The sequence below is a fragment of the Rathayibacter sp. AY1C4 genome, assembly GCF_002932195.1.
Taxonomy (GTDB): Bacteria; Actinomycetota; Actinomycetes; order Actinomycetales; family Microbacteriaceae; genus Rathayibacter.
The window spans coordinates 99,719-113,415 of the sequence record NZ_PSWE01000003.1 but is presented as its reverse complement, the minus strand read 5'-3'; the positions used below and the strand labels follow the sequence as shown (position 1 = coordinate 113,415).

Sequence of the window (13,697 nt, the reverse complement as noted above, 5' to 3'; positions counted from 1 at the left end):
GAGGACGCCGAGACGCCGGCGGGTCGCACGGGAGCGACGACCACGAACAGGAGATCGCACATGGCTGACTACACGCTCGCCGAACTGCCCTACGACTACTCGGCCCTCGAGCCGAACATCAGTGGGCGGATCATGGAGCTCCACCACGACAAGCACCACGCGACGTACGTGGCCGGGGCGAACACCGCCCTCGCCTCGCTGCAGGAGGCTCGCGACAGCGAGAACCTCGCGAACGTGAACAAGCTCCAGAAGGACCTCGCCTTCAACCTCGCCGGTCACGTGAACCACACCGTGTTCTGGAACAACCTCTCGCCGGACGGCGGCGACAAGCCCGTCGGCGAGCTCGCCGCGGCCATCGACGACAACTTCGGGTCGTTCGACAAGTTCCGCGCCCACTTCACCGCCTCGGCCCTCGGCATCCAGGGCTCCGGCTGGTCGATCCTCGCCTGGGACTCGCTCGGCGAGAAGCTCATCATCGAGCAGCTCTACGACCACCAGGGCAACCTCGCCGCGGCGACCGTCCCGGTCCTCCTCCTCGACATGTGGGAGCACGCCTTCTACCTCGACTACGTCAACGTGAAGGCCGACTACGTCAAGGCGTTCTGGAACATCGTGAACTGGGCCGACGTCTCCGCGCGCTTCGAGAAGGCCCGCGAGAAGACTTCGGGCCTGCTGCTACTGTCGTAGCGATCTCGGCGTCCCGGGCCCCGTGTCCGGGACGCCCTGTCGTCGGCTTCCACCCCTCCACTGCACCGTCGAGGTGCCTTTCCTCACCAGGAGATATCTGTGTCCGTCAAGATCGGCATCAACGGCTTCGGCCGTATCGGCCGTAACTTCTTCCGTGCAGCCCTCGCCAAGGGCAGCGACCTCGAGATCGTCGCGGTCAACGACCTCACCGACAACAAGGCCCTCGCGCACCTCCTGAAGTACGACTCCATCACGGGCCGCCTCGACGCGACCGTCGAGCTCGACGGCGACCGCATCGTCGTCAACGGCAAGCCGATCATCGTCCTCGAGGAGCGCGACCCCGCGAACCTCCCCTGGGGCGAGCTGGGAGTCGACGTCGTCATCGAGTCGACCGGCCGCTTCACCAAGTCGGAGGACGCGCGCAAGCACATCACCGCGGGTGCCAAGAAGGTCATCGTCTCCGCTCCCGCCACCGGCAGCGACGTCGCGACCCTGGTCCTCGGCGTGAACGAGAACACCTACGACCCCGCGACGCACGACATCATCTCGAACGCGTCCTGCACCACGAACTGCCTCGCGCCGCTCGCCAAGGTGCTGCTCGACAACTTCGGCATCGAGCGCGGCCTGATGACCACGGTCCACGCGTACACCGCCGACCAGAACCTCCAGGACGGCCCGCACAGCGACCTGCGTCGCGCCCGCGCCGCCGCCGTCAACATCATCCCGACCTCGACCGGTGCCGCCAAGGCGCTCGGCCTGGTCATCCCGGAGCTCGTCGGCAAGCTCGACGGCTACGCCCTCCGCGTCCCGGTCCCGACCGGCTCGATCACCGACCTCACCGTCGAGCTGACCAAGCCCGCCACCGTCGAGGAGATCAACGCGGCGTACAAGGCGGCCTCCGAGGGAGACCTCAAGGGCATCCTCAAGTACACCGAGGACCCGATCGTCTCGAGCGACATCGTGACCGACCCGCACTCGTCGATCTTCGACGCGGGCCTCACGAAGGTCATCGGCAGCCAGGTCAAGGTCGCCTCCTGGTACGACAACGAGTGGGGCTACTCCAACCGCCTCGTCGACGTCACCGAGTTCGTCGCCGGCAAGCTCTAAGGGCTGCGCGCAGTGACGCTCCGCACTCTGGACTCACTGGGCTCCCTCGCAGGCAAGCGCGTCGTCGTCCGCTGCGATCTGAACGTCCCCCTGAAGGACGGAACGATCACGGACGACGGCCGCGTGCGCGCGTCGGTGCCCACGCTCCAGCGTCTGGTCTCCGAGGGCGCCCGAGTCGTGGTCGTGAGCCACCTCGGGCGCCCCGAGGGGAAGCCCGAGGCGAAGTACAGCCTCGCTCCCGTCGCCGCCCGCCTCGGCGAGCTGCTCGACGCTCCGGTGGCCTTCGCCGAGGACACCGTCGGGGAGGCGGCCTCGGCCGCCGTCGACGCCCTCGAGGACGGCCAGGTCGTCGTCCTCGAGAACCTCCGGTTCAACGCCGGCGAGACGAGCAAGGACGAAGCCGAGCGCCGCACCTTCGCCGAGAAGCTGGCCGTCTACGGCGACGCCTTCGTCTCCGACGGGTTCGGCGTCGTGCACCGCAAGCAGGCGAGCGTCTACGAGCTCGCCGAGCTTCTCCCCAGCGCCGCCGGCACGCTGATCGCGGCCGAGCTCGAGGTGCTGGAGCGGCTCACCGAGAAGCCCGAGCGCCCCTACGCGGTCGTCCTCGGCGGCTCGAAGGTCTCGGACAAGCTCGGCGTGATCGAGCACCTGCTGCCGAAGGTCGACTCGATCCTCATCGGCGGCGGAATGCTGTTCACCTTCCTCAAGGCCCAGGGCCACGAGGTCGGCGCCAGCCTGCTGGAGGCGGACCAGGTCGACACCGTGCTCGGCTACCTCGCGAAGGCGAAGGAGCTGGGCGTGGAGATCGTCCTGCCGACGGACGTCGTCGTGGCGTCGGAGTTCGGCCCCGACGCCGAGCACCAGGTCGCCTCGGCCGACGCAATCGAGGGCACGCCCTTCGGTGAGAAGGGCCTCGGCCTGGACATCGGACCGGACACCGCCGCGCACTTCGCCGAGATCATCGCGGCGTCCGAGACGGTGTTCTGGAACGGCCCCATGGGCGTCTTCGAGCTCGAGCCGTTCGCGGCGGGCACCAAGACCGTCGCGCAGGCGCTCACCGAGGTCGACGGCCTCAGCGTCGTCGGCGGAGGCGACTCCGCCGCGGCCGTCCGCGCCCTCGGGTTCCGCGACGACCAGTTCGGCCACATCTCGACGGGAGGCGGAGCGAGCCTCGAATTCCTCGAGGGCAAGCGCCTCCCCGGACTGGAGGTCCTCGGATGGTAGACACCGCCGCCCGCACCCCGCTCATCGCCGGCAACTGGAAGATGAACCTGGACCACCTCCAGGCCATCGCCTTCGTGCAGAAGCTGGCGTGGAGCCTCAAGGACGCCGACCACGACTTCGACGGTGTCGAGGTCGCGGTGTTCCCGCCCTTCACGGACCTCCGGCCCGTGCAGATCCTCGTCGACTCGGACAAGCTGCCGCTCAAGTACGGCGCGCAGGACGTCTCGAAGTTCGACAGCGGCGCCTACACCGGTGAGATCTCGGGCCAGTTCCTGAAGCAGCTCGACTGCGACTACGTGATCGTCGGCCACTCGGAGCGTCGCACGCTCCACGGCGAGACGGACGCGGACATCGCCGCCAAGTCGGCCGCGGCCGTCAATCACGGCGTCGCTCCGATCATCTGCGTCGGCGAGACCGCGGAGGACCTCGAGAAGCACGGCCCGTCGGCTGTGCCGGTCGCCCAGCTGAAGGAGGCCCTCACCGGCCTCCCCGCGGACGCCGACCTCGTCGTCGCCTACGAGCCGGTCTGGGCCATCGGCTCCGGACAGGCCGCGACGCCCGAGCAGGCCCAGCAGGTCTGCAAGGCGCTCCGCGGAGTCGTCGCCGACGTCCTCGGCGCCGACACCGCCGCGAAGACCCGCATCCTCTACGGCGGCTCCGTGAAGTCCGGAAACATCGCCGGCTTCATGCGCGAGCCCGACGTCGACGGAGCACTCGTCGGAGGCGCCAGCCTCCAGGTCGACGAGTTCGCGGCGATCGCGCGATTCCGGAACCACGTCGGGGTCTGAGCTGCTGCGACGAGAGGGCGGGCCCATCGGGCCCGCCCTCTCGTCGTCCACGCCGCTCCCCGCGCGGCTTGGCGCGGTCGGCTTCGCGACGGGGCGCGGTTCCGAGAGCGGGATGCGTTCGGCTACGGAGATCCGCTGGGACGCGGATCGCCGGTTCGCCTCGCTTCGTCCACGCCGCTCCCCGCGCGGCGTGGCGCGGTCGGCTTCGCGACGGGGCGCGGTTCCGAGAGCGGGATGCGTTCGGCTACGGAGATCCGCTGGGACGCGGATCGCCGGTTCGCCTCGGAGATCCCACACCGGCTTCGCGCGTTGGCCGGTCCGGGGCTGTCGGCTCGTCGCGGGGTGTCGTCCGAGAGCGTGGCGCGTTCGGCTCGATCGATCCGCTGGTACGTGGATCACAGGCTCGCGGTCCGGCGACTGAAGAGGTTGTCGAGGGCACCGCGACGAGGCCACCCGCTCCGCCCCTCGACGGACACTCGTATACATCGCCCCGAACACGGGACGACGCATTCCTCGCGGATTCGCAGGCGCCGTTATACTCGTCGGGGCGCGCAACGCGCCAGAACTTCGAAAGGTACCGCGTGGACATCCTCCAGGTCGTGCTCCAGGTCATCCTGGGCATCACGAGCCTCCTGCTCACCATGCTGATCCTGCTCCACAAGGGGCGCGGCGGCGGACTGTCCGACATGTTCGGGGGCGGAGTCACCTCCAACCTCGGCGCGTCGGGCGTCGCCGAGCGCAACCTCAACCGCATCACCGTGATCCTGGGCGTCGTCTGGCTGGCCTGCATCGTGGTGCTCGGACTCATCACCAAGTTCACCACCGGAGCATAGGGGTACTCGCAATGGCATCAGGCGGCAGTGCAATCCGCGGTTCGCGCGTCGGCGCAGGACCCATGGGCGAGCAGGACCGGGGCTTCCACGCGGAGCGCGTCGCGGTCTCCTACTGGGACGCTCTCGGCAACGAGACGGTGCGCCACTTCTCGGCGGCCCTCCCCGAGGACGAGATCCCCGAGGTGATCGACTCGCCGCAGTCCGGTCTCCCCGCGGGCCGCGACCGGGCGAACCCGCCGCAGGTCGCGAAGACCGAGCCCTACAAGACGCACCTCGCCTACGTGAAGGAGCGCCGCACCGAGGCCGAGGCGGCTCAGCTCCTCGAGGAGGCGCTGCAGCAGTTGCGCGCCCGACGAGGCACCGCGACCCCGTCCTGATCCTCACCGGACGACGAACGACGGAAGGCCCGCCCCCTCGGGGGACGGGCCTTCCGTCGTTTCCGGACCGGGCTCAGTAGCTCGGAGCGATGAGCGACTCGGGGACCTCAGCCGCTGCCTCCTGGTCGACGAAGAACACCGTGCGCTTGCGACCGAACGCGCCTGACGCGGGCACCTCGTTCGTGCTGGCACCCGCGAGCGCGAGGCCCAGGGCTGAGGCCTTGTCGGCGCCGGCGAGCACCATCCAGATGCGGTCCGACTGGTTGATCAGCGGCAGCGTGAGGGTGAGGCGCTCGGGCGGCGGCTTCGGAGAGTTGCGGACGGCGAGGACGCCGGGCGTCGTGGAGCGGATCGCGGAGCGCTCGGGGAACAGCGACGCGATGTGCCCGTCCGGCCCGACGCCGAGGAAGGTGATGTCGAAGCGCGGGTAGTCGCGCCCCTCGGAGGCGTGCTCGCGCAGCTCCGCGTCGTAGGCAGCGGCGGCGCCGTCGAGGTCCAGGCCCTCGTCCGAGGCCGGGTAGGAGTGCACGTTCGCCGCCGGCACATCGAGGACGCTGAAGAGGTCCCCGGCCTGGACGTCGTTGCGGTCCTCGTGGCCGCGGGGCACCCAGCGCTCGTCGCCCCACCAGAAGTGCACGCGCGACCAGTCCACGTTGCCGGCGGCGGAGGAGGAGCCGATCTCCTTGAGCGTGGCGGCTCCCATCGTCCCTCCGGTGAGCACGACGTTCGCCGAACCCAAGTCGTCGAGGACGTCGATCGTCTTGGTGAGGAACCGGGCGGCGACCGAGCCGGCGAGGGTCTGCTTGTCGCGGTGGACCAGCACGCGGCGTTCGGTGGTCATCTCAGGGGACTCCTTCGGGTTCGGGTGCCGATCGGCGGGGTTCGGCTCCGTGTCGGGAAGCTCTGAGGTGCGGGCGCCCTGGACGGGCGCCCACACCTCAGGAGGCGCTGCGGGCCTCGGCCTTCTCAGTGAGCATGTCGACCCCGCGCGAGATCACTTCACCGTACAGGTCATCCGGGTCGAGCCGGCGCAGCTCCTCCGCCAGGCAGTCCCGGAGGCTGCGGCGGGGGAGCGAGATGTCGTGGACCGGCTGATCGGGCTGCGTGAGCGTCGCGACGTTGGGCACCGAGCGCTCGAGCTCGATCACTCCGGAGTCGCGGATGAGCCGCACGCCGTGGATCCCGCTGGACCCGGTGGCGCTGATCGTGAGCTCGTGGTCGACGGGGATGTCGAGCTCGAGCTGCAGCCAGGCGGCGAGCAGGATCGTCGAGGGCGAGTCGGGCGCGCCCGAGACCTCGACGGCCGTGATCGGCTCGTAGGGCGGCTGGTCGAGCACGGCGGCGAGCTGCGCGCGCCAGAGGGTGAGGCGGGTCCAGGCGAAGTCGGTGTCGCCGGGGGCGTAGGTGGAGGCGAGGTGGTGCAGCGCCTCCGCCGGGTTCGACTGGGCCGACGCGTCGGTGATCCGCCGGGTGGCGATCCGGCCGATCGGGGACGCGGAGGCGTTGTCCGGAGCGCTGTTCGGCCACCAGGCCACGACGGGGGCGTCGGGGAGGAGGAGGCCCGTGACCAGGCTCTCCTCGTCCTCGGCCGCGTCCCCGTAGGGACGGAGCACGACGACCTCGCTCGCGCCGGCGTCGCCTCCGACCCGGATCTGCGCGTCGACCCGCGCCGTCGCGTCGACCGGGACCGTGGTGGTGCCGTCGTCCTTCGAGACCACGATGACGCGCATCGGGTGCTCGCGGGACGCGTCGTTCGCGGCTTCGATGGCCTCCTCCTCGTGACCCCGGGAGGTCGCGATGATGAGGGTGAGGACGCGGCCGAGGGCGACGGCGCCGCCCTCCTCGCGGATCTTGACGAGGGTCTTCGAGACCTCGCTCGTCGTGGTGTCGGGCAGATCGACGATCATGGACGCCTCCAGGTGCGGCCGTCGCGGGCGAGGAGCTCGTCGGCGGAATCGGGGCCCCATGTTCCGGGGCGGTACTGCTCGGGCTGGCCCTGCGTGGCCCAGAACTCCTCGATCGGGTCGAGGATCTTCCAGGACAGCTCGACCTCCTCGTGCCGGGGGAAGAGCGGCGGCTCGCCCAGGAGGACGTCGAGGATGAGGCGCTCGTAGGCCTCGGGACTCGCCTCGGTGAACGCGTGGCCGTAGCCGAAGTCCATCGTCACGTCGCGCACCTGCATGCCGGCGCCGGGCACCTTCGAGCCGAAGCGCATGGTGACGCCCTCGTCGGGCTGGACCCGGATGACGAGCGCGTTCTGGCCCAGCGACGTGGTCTGGCTCTCGGCGAAGAGCTGCTTCGGTGCCCGCTTGAACACGACCGCGATCTCGGTGACGCGGCGGCCGAGGCGCTTGCCGGCCCGCAGGTAGAACGGCACGCCGGCCCAGCGTCGGGTGCCGATGTCCAGGCGCATGGCGGCGTAGGTCTCGGTGGTCGAGGTGGGGCTCATGCCGTCCTCCTCGAGGAAGCCGAGCACCTTCTCGCCGCCCTGCCAGCCGCCGGCGTACTGCCCGCGGGCGGTAGAAGTGGAGAGGTCGGCGGGGAGGCGGACGGCCGCGAGGACCTTCTCCTTCTCCGCACGGAGGTCGGCCGCGTCGAACGAGATCGGCTCCTCCATGGCGGTCAGGGCGAGCAGCTGCAGCAGGTGGTTCTGGATGACGTCGCGCGCCGCTCCGATGCCGTCGTAGTAGCCCGCGCGCCCGCCCACGCCGATGTCCTCGGCCATGGTGATCTGCACGTGGTCGACGTAGTTCGAGTTCCAGAGCGGCTCGTACATCATGTTGGCGAAGCGGAGGGCCAGGATGTTCTGGACCGTCTCCTTGCCGAGGTAGTGGTCGATCCGGAAGACGGAGTCGGGCGGGAAGACCGACTCGACGACGTCGTTCAGCTCGCGAGCCGTCTTCAGGTCGCTGCCGAACGGCTTCTCGATGACGACGCGGCGCCACTGGCCGTCCTTCTGCTCGGCGAGGCCGGAGCTGCGCAGCTGCTCGGTGACCTGCGGGAAGGACTTCGGGGGGATCGAGAGATAGAAGGCGAAGTTGCCGTTCGTGCCGCGCTCGCGGTCGAGGTCGTCGACGGTCGTCTTCAGGCGGGCGAACGCCTCGGGGTCGTCGAACTCGCCCTGCACGAACCGGATGCCCTGCGCGAGCTGCGCCCAGACCTCCTCGTGGAACTCGGTGCGGGCGTGCTTCTTCACGGAGTCGTGGACGACCTGCTCGAAGTCCTGGTCGTCCCAGTCGCGCCGGGCGAATCCGACGAGGGCGAAGCCGGGAGGCAGGAGGCCGCGGTTGGCGAGATCGTAGACCGCGGGCATGAGCTTCTTGCGGGAGAGGTCGCCGGTCACGCCGAAGATGACGAGGCCGCTGGGCCCGGCGATCCGGTTCAACCGGCGGTCGAAGCTCAACCTCAGCGGGTTGAACTCGGGGGTGATGTCCACAGACATGTGCAGTGTCCTTCTGTGTGCCGGTGGGACCGGCGCACTGCTATCGGTGAGGGAGGGGGAGGAGCGGGCGGGCCCGGCTGCTGCCCCGGGAAGTGGTCGCGGGACGACCGCGGGCACGCCGCCGCGCGCTCGAGAGCGCAGCGGCGGCGTGCCCGTCGGATCAGGTGTTGAGGGCCTCGAAGAGCGCCTCGAGGTCGGCCTCGGGGTCGGTCAGCGTGAGGGTCAGCACCGGCCGGCCGTGCTCGGCGAGCACGCTCGCGTCGCCGGCGGCCTGCGCCAGGATGAGCTGGCCGAAGGTGAACGGGCTGTCCGGGATCTCGAGGTCCACGTCGGAGCGCTCGGTGATCTGGAGGAACACGCCGGTCGGCGCCCCGCCCTTGTGGTACTGCCCGGTCGAGTGCAGGAAGCGCGGGCCCCACCCGAAGGTGACGGGGCGCTGAGCCTGCGCGGCGAGGAGGTCGCGCACGCCCTCGAGCTGCGGGAGTGCGAGGCGGTCGACGTACGCCTGGATCGAGACGTAGCCGCCGTCGCCCAGCTGCGCGAGGAGGCGGTCGACAGCGGCGGCGACGGTCGAGACGCCCTCGGTGACGCTGCTGCTGCCGGTGACCTCGATGCCCGCGTCGCTGAACGCGGGCGCCTCGGGCTCGGGGCGCTTCTCGAGCAGGGCCCGGGTCGCGACCTTCGCCGACTCGACGTCGGGCTGGTCGAACGGGTTGATGCCCAGGAGGCGACCCGCGACGGCGACGGCGTACTCCCACGTCAGCATCTGAGCGCCGAGCGAGCCGGAGAGGAGGATCTCGCCCTCGTGGCGGTCGCGCGGGAACAGGTGCAGCGCCGTGGCGTCCTCGACCAGGCGGACGACCTGCACGTCGGGCAGGTCCTCCGAGAGCTCGGGGGCCAGCGTGCCGAGGACGACGGGGAGGATGCCCGTGCCGTCCTTGCCGGTGGACTCGGCGATGAGCTGCTCCGCCCAGTCGGCGAAGCCGACGATGTCGGTCCCGTCGGCGACGATCGCGAGCTTGTCGCGGCGCGGGCTGGTCGCGGCGATCGCCGCTCCGAGGATCAGGCCCGGGTTCTCGGGGGAGTCCACGGCGAGCCCGAGGGAGGCCTCGGCCGCCTCGTCGAGGAGGGCCTCGATGTCGGCGCCGGCGAGCCCGGACGGCACGAGGCCGAACGCGGAGAGCGCCGAGAAGCGCCCGCCGATGTTCGGGTCGGCGTTGAACACGCGGTAGCCGGCCTCGCGGGAGGAGGTGTCCAGGGGCGAGCCCGGGTCGGTCACGATGACGATGCGGTCGAGCGGATCGATGCCCGCCTCCGTGAACGCCCTCTCGTAGGCCTTCTTCTGGCTCGCGGTCTCGACGGTCGAGCCGGACTTCGAGGAGATGACGACCGCGGTCGACGCGAGCCGATCGTTCAGGGCCGCGAGCACCTGGCCGGGCGCCGTCGAGTCGAGCACGGTGAGCTCGACGCCGGCGGTGCGGGTGATGACCTCGGGCGCGAGCGAGGAGCCGCCCATGCCGCCGAGGACGATGTGGTCGACGCCCTTGGCCTGGAACTCCTCGCGCAGAGCGAGGATCTGGGGGATCAGGGGGCGGGAGACGGTGGTCGACTCGGTCCACCCGAGGCGCTTGGCCGCCTCCTCCTCCGCCGCGGCGCCCCACAGGGTGGGGACCTGGGCGGTGATGCCGGACGCGACCTCGTCGGCGACGAGCTCCGGGACGACGCGGTCGACGGCCTTCTCGGCGTCTCCGCTGACGTGGATCTGGATGGCCATGATCAGGCCTGCGCCTTCGCGCCCTCGAGCGCCGCGGTGACGGTGTCGAGCAGCTCGTTCCAGGAGACGATGAACTTCTCCACGCCCTCCTTCTCGAGCAGCTCGGTGACGTCGGCGTACGAGACGCCCTGCGCCGCGACGGCGTCGAGGACGGCGTTCGCGTCGGCGTACGAGCCCGTGACGGTGTCGCCGGTGATGACGCCGTGGTCGAAGGTCGCCTCGAGGGTCTTCTCGGGCATCGTGTTGACCACGCCGGCCGCGACGAGCTCGGTCACGTAGAGGGTGTCGGGGAGGTCGGTCGACTTGACGCCGGTCGAGGCCCAGAGGGGGCGCTGGCGGTTGGCGCCGGACTCCTGGAGCAGCAGGGCGCGCTCGGTGGCGAACGCCTCGACGAAGACCTCGTAGGCCAGCTGCGCGTTGGCGACGCCGGACTTGCTCTTGAGGGCGCGGGCCTCGTCGGTGCCGACGGCCTCGAGGCGCTTATCGATCTCGGTGTCGACGCGCGAGACGAAGAACGAGGCGACGGAGTGGATGGTCGACAGGTCGATGCCGGCGTCCTTGGCCTTCTCGAGGCCGGCCAGGTACGCGTTGATGACGGCGCGGTAGCGGGCGAGCGAGAAGATCAGGGTGACGTTCACCGAGATGCCGGAGCCGATGACCTCCGTGATGGCCTCGAGGCCCTCGACGGTCGCGGGGATCTTGATCATCGCGTTGGGGCGGTCGACCTTGGCCCAGAGGGCCTTGGCCTGCTCGATGGTGCCCTGGGCGTCGTGCGCCAGGCCGGGCTCGACCTCGATCGACACGCGGCCGTCGTAGCCGTTGGTCGCGTCGTAGATCGGGCGGAAGATGTCGGACGCCGCGGCGACGTCGTCGGTGGTGATCTCGAAGACGGCGTCGGTCACCGAGGTGCCGGCGGAGGCGAGCTCGCGCACCTGGGCGTCGTAGGACTCGCCGTTGGTCAGAGCCGCGGCGAAGATCGTGGGGTTCGTGGTGACTCCGACGACGTTCTTCTCCTCGATGAGCTTCTGCAGCCCTCCGGTGGAGATGCGCGAGCGGGAGAGGTCGTCGAGCCAGATGCTGACGCCGGCGGCGGAGAGCTCTGCGGTGGGGGTGTTCTCGGTCATGTCTCTTCTTCTTCTGCGTAGGTGGTGCGTGGTGTGAGGGGGAGCCGCTGCTCCGACGGCGAAGGCCGCGTCCGTGGTGGACGCGGCCTTCGGGTCAGGAGGCTGCGAGCGACTCCTTGGCGGCGGACAGTGCCGCCTCGGTGGTGATCCCGAACTCGCGGAACAGGGTCTTGTAGTCGGCCGAGGCGCCGAAGTGCTCGATCGAGACGGAGCGGCCGGCGTCGCCGACGTACTTCTGCCAGCCCAGGCTCAGGCCGGCCTCGATCGAGACGCGCGCCTTCACCGAGGAGGGCAGGACCTTCTCGCGGTACTCGGCGTCCTGCTCCTCGAACCACTCGAGGGACGGAGCCGAGACGACGCGGGCGTTGACGCCCTCGCTCCTCAGGGCCGCGCGCGCCTCGACGGCGATCTGGACCTCGGAGCCGGTCGCGATGAAGATCACGTCCGGGGTGCCGCCCGGCGCCTCGGCCAGGATGTAGGCACCGCGGGCGACGTTCGCGGCGGAGGCGAAGGTCTCGCCCTCCGCGTCGCCCTCGCCGCGCTCGAACACCGGGATGTTCTGACGGGTGAGCGCGAGGCCGGCGGGGCCCTCGCGGCGCTCGAGGATGGTCTTCCAGGCGTAGGCGACCTCGTTCGCGTCGCCGGGGCGGACGACGTCCAGGCCCGGGATCGCGCGGAGGGTCGACAGCTGCTCGACCGGCTGATGCGTCGGGCCGTCCTCGCCGAGCGCCACGGAGTCGTGGGTCCAGACGTAGATGGCCGGCGCCTTCATGAGCGCGGCGAGACGGACCGCCGGGCGCATGTAGTCGGAGAAGATCAGGAAGGTGCCGCCGAAGGGGCGGGTGTTGCCGTGCAGGACGATCCCGTTGAGGATCGCGCCCATGGCGTGCTCGCGGATGCCGAAGTGCAGCACGCGGCCGCCCTTCTTCCCGGTCCACTCGTGGGTCGAGAACTCCGTCGGGACGAAGGAGCCGGCTCCCTCGATCGTCGTGTTGTTCGACTCGGCGAGGTCGGCGGAGCCGCCCCACAGCTCGGGGATCACGCCGGCGAGGGCGTTGATGACCTTGCCGGACGCGGCGCGGGTCGAGACCTCCTTGCCGGGCTCGAAGACGGGGAGCGCCTCCTGGACGCCCTCGGGCAGCTCGCCCGAGAGGACCCGGTCGAGCAGCTCCTTCTTCTCGGGGTTCGCGGACGCCCAGGCGGCGAGCTGCTCGTCCCACTCGGCGTGCTGGGCCTGGCCGCGCTCGACGGCCTTGCGGGTGTGCTCGATGACCTCGTCGGCGACGTCGAAGGTCTTCTCGGGGTCGAAGCCGAGCACCTCCTTGAGTCCGCGGAGCTCGTCGGCGCCCAGGGCGGAGCCGTGGATCTTGCCGGTGTTCTGCTTCTTCGGCGACGGCCAGCCGATGATGGTGCGCAGGATGATGAGCGACGGCTTGTCGGTCTCGCCCTTCGCGGCCTCGATCGCGGCGTGCAGCTCGGCGACGTCCTCGTGGTACTCGCCGGTCTTCTTCCAGTCGACGACCTGGACCTGCCAGTCGTAGGCCTCGTAGCGCGCCTTGACGTCCTCGGTGAAGGCGATGTTGGTGTCGTCCTCGATCGAGATCTGGTTGGAGTCGTAGATGACGACCAGGTTGCCGAGCTTCTGGTGGCCGGCCAGGGAGGAGGCCTCGCTGGTGACGCCCTCCTGCAGGTCGCCGTCGCCGGCGATCACGTAGACGAAGTGGTCGAACGGGGAGGTGCCCGCGGCGGCCTCCGGGTCGAACAGGTCGCGCTCGAAGCGCGAGGCGTAGGCGAAGCCCACGGCGGAGGCGAGGCCCTGGCCGAGCGGTCCGGTGGTGATCTCGACGCCGTCGGTGTGGCCGTACTCCGGGTGGCCCGGGGTCTTCGAGCCCCAGGTGCGCAGCGCCTTGAGGTCGTCGAGCTCGAGTCCGTAGCCGCCCAGGTAGAACTGGACGTACTGCGTCAGCGAGGAGTGGCCGACCGACAGGATGAACCGGTCGCGGCCGATCCAGGTCGCGTCGGACGGATCGCGGCGCATGACCTTCTGGAACAGGAGGTAGGCGGCGGGCGCGAGGCTCATGGCGGTTCCGGGATGGCCGTTGCCGACCTTCTCGACCGCATCCGCGGCGAGAACCCTCGCCGTGTCGACTGCCTTCTCGTCAATGGATTCCCATTGCAGTTCTGACACTTGGTACTGACCCTTCTCGAGACGTGGGGCAGACGGGGACCGTCCGCCCTCTCGCATGGTGGAGCACGCCGCATGACGACTTCGACACGATGCTCCGGCGACGGCCCTCTCGGCCCCGTGCCGACGATCGTCGGGCGGGCTCGGGTGCGTGCC

The 13,697-nt window shown here is 70.3% G+C and carries 12 protein-coding genes; 6 read left to right on the top strand and 6 right to left on the bottom strand.

Features of this window, described 5'->3' with window-relative positions:
* Nucleotides 1–60: 60 nt before the first annotated feature.
* From C5C99_RS02555 to C5C99_RS02530, 6 genes are all read left to right on the top strand, one after another.
* Nucleotides 61–687, top strand: a complete 627-nt coding sequence (locus C5C99_RS02555) for a superoxide dismutase (protein ID WP_104221907.1) — start codon at nucleotides 61–63, stop codon at nucleotides 685–687.
* 99 nt (nucleotides 688–786) lie between these two features.
* Nucleotides 787–1,794, top strand: coding sequence for a type I glyceraldehyde-3-phosphate dehydrogenase (gap, locus tag C5C99_RS02550; RefSeq protein WP_104221909.1), 1,008 nt, complete (start codon nucleotides 787–789; stop codon nucleotides 1,792–1,794).
* Between the two features lie 12 nt (nucleotides 1,795–1,806).
* Nucleotides 1,807–3,018: a phosphoglycerate kinase gene (locus C5C99_RS02545; protein WP_104339551.1), complete on the top strand. Its 1,212-nt coding sequence runs from the start codon at nucleotides 1,807–1,809 to the stop codon at nucleotides 3,016–3,018.
* Nucleotides 3,012–3,806 (top strand): triose-phosphate isomerase, encoded by a 795-nt coding sequence (tpiA, locus tag C5C99_RS02540; protein ID WP_104221913.1) that lies wholly within the window; start codon nucleotides 3,012–3,014, stop codon nucleotides 3,804–3,806. The genes C5C99_RS02545 and tpiA overlap by 7 nt, the downstream gene beginning before the upstream one ends.
* Before the next feature lie 581 nt (nucleotides 3,807–4,387).
* A complete protein-coding gene (secG, locus tag C5C99_RS02535; RefSeq protein WP_104221915.1) occupies nucleotides 4,388–4,639 on the top strand; it encodes a preprotein translocase subunit SecG in 252 nt (83 codons plus the stop codon).
* Nucleotides 4,640–4,650: 11 nt separating this feature from the next.
* Nucleotides 4,651–5,016 carry an RNA polymerase-binding protein RbpA gene (locus tag C5C99_RS02530; protein ID WP_055791968.1) on the top strand — a complete coding sequence of 122 codons (366 nt, stop codon included), beginning with the start codon at nucleotides 4,651–4,653 and terminating at the stop codon, nucleotides 5,014–5,016.
* Nucleotides 5,017–5,089: 73 nt separating this feature from the next.
* On the opposite strand, the gene pgl is transcribed toward C5C99_RS02530, so the two are convergent.
* The 6 genes from pgl to tkt form a co-directional block, all read right to left on the bottom strand.
* Entirely contained in the window at nucleotides 5,090–5,857 is a 768-nt protein-coding gene (gene pgl, locus C5C99_RS02525) for a 6-phosphogluconolactonase (protein ID WP_104221917.1), read from the bottom strand.
* Between the two features lie 97 nt (nucleotides 5,858–5,954).
* Complete coding sequence (locus tag C5C99_RS02520; protein WP_104232638.1) at nucleotides 5,955–6,923, bottom strand: glucose-6-phosphate dehydrogenase assembly protein OpcA; 969 nt, start codon at nucleotides 6,921–6,923, stop codon at nucleotides 5,955–5,957.
* Nucleotides 6,920–8,458, bottom strand: a complete 1,539-nt coding sequence (gene zwf / locus C5C99_RS02515) for a glucose-6-phosphate dehydrogenase (protein ID WP_104225293.1) — start codon at nucleotides 8,456–8,458, stop codon at nucleotides 6,920–6,922. Before zwf ends, C5C99_RS02520 begins: the two co-directional genes overlap by 4 nt.
* Before the next feature lie 160 nt (nucleotides 8,459–8,618).
* Nucleotides 8,619–10,232: a glucose-6-phosphate isomerase gene (locus tag C5C99_RS02510; protein ID WP_104287909.1), complete on the bottom strand. Its 1,614-nt coding sequence runs from the start codon at nucleotides 10,230–10,232 to the stop codon at nucleotides 8,619–8,621.
* A 2-nt stretch (nucleotides 10,233–10,234) separates the two neighbouring features.
* Nucleotides 10,235–11,356: a transaldolase gene (gene tal, locus C5C99_RS02505; protein WP_104221924.1), complete on the bottom strand. Its 1,122-nt coding sequence runs from the start codon at nucleotides 11,354–11,356 to the stop codon at nucleotides 10,235–10,237.
* A 94-nt stretch (nucleotides 11,357–11,450) separates the two neighbouring features.
* The gene (gene tkt / locus C5C99_RS02500; protein ID WP_104339550.1) at nucleotides 11,451–13,544 is read right to left on the bottom strand and encodes a transketolase; all 2,094 of its coding nucleotides are present in this window, start codon (nucleotides 13,542–13,544) and stop codon (nucleotides 11,451–11,453) included.
* Nucleotides 13,545–13,697 lie beyond the last annotated feature (153 nt).

Excerpts from the sequence above, each read along its gene's own strand:
- C5C99_RS02555 (WP_104221907.1), top strand. The coding sequence starts at position 61 with ATGGCTGACTACACGCTCGCCGAACTGCCCTACGACTACTCGGCCCTC.
- C5C99_RS02530 (WP_055791968.1), top strand. The coding sequence starts at position 4,651 with ATGGCATCAGGCGGCAGTGCAATCCGCGGTTCGCGCGTCGGCGCAGGA.
- zwf (WP_104225293.1), bottom strand. The coding sequence starts at position 8,458 with ATGTCTGTGGACATCACCCCCGAGTTCAACCCGCTGAGGTTGAGCTTC.
- tpiA (WP_104221913.1), top strand. The coding sequence starts at position 3,012 with ATGGTAGACACCGCCGCCCGCACCCCGCTCATCGCCGGCAACTGGAAG.
- C5C99_RS02520 (WP_104232638.1), bottom strand. The coding sequence starts at position 6,923 with ATGATCGTCGATCTGCCCGACACCACGACGAGCGAGGTCTCGAAGACC.
- C5C99_RS02510 (WP_104287909.1), bottom strand. The coding sequence starts at position 10,232 with ATGGCCATCCAGATCCACGTCAGCGGAGACGCCGAGAAGGCCGTCGAC.
- tal (WP_104221924.1), bottom strand. The coding sequence starts at position 11,356 with ATGACCGAGAACACCCCCACCGCAGAGCTCTCCGCCGCCGGCGTCAGC.
- pgl (WP_104221917.1), bottom strand. The coding sequence starts at position 5,857 with ATGACCACCGAACGCCGCGTGCTGGTCCACCGCGACAAGCAGACCCTC.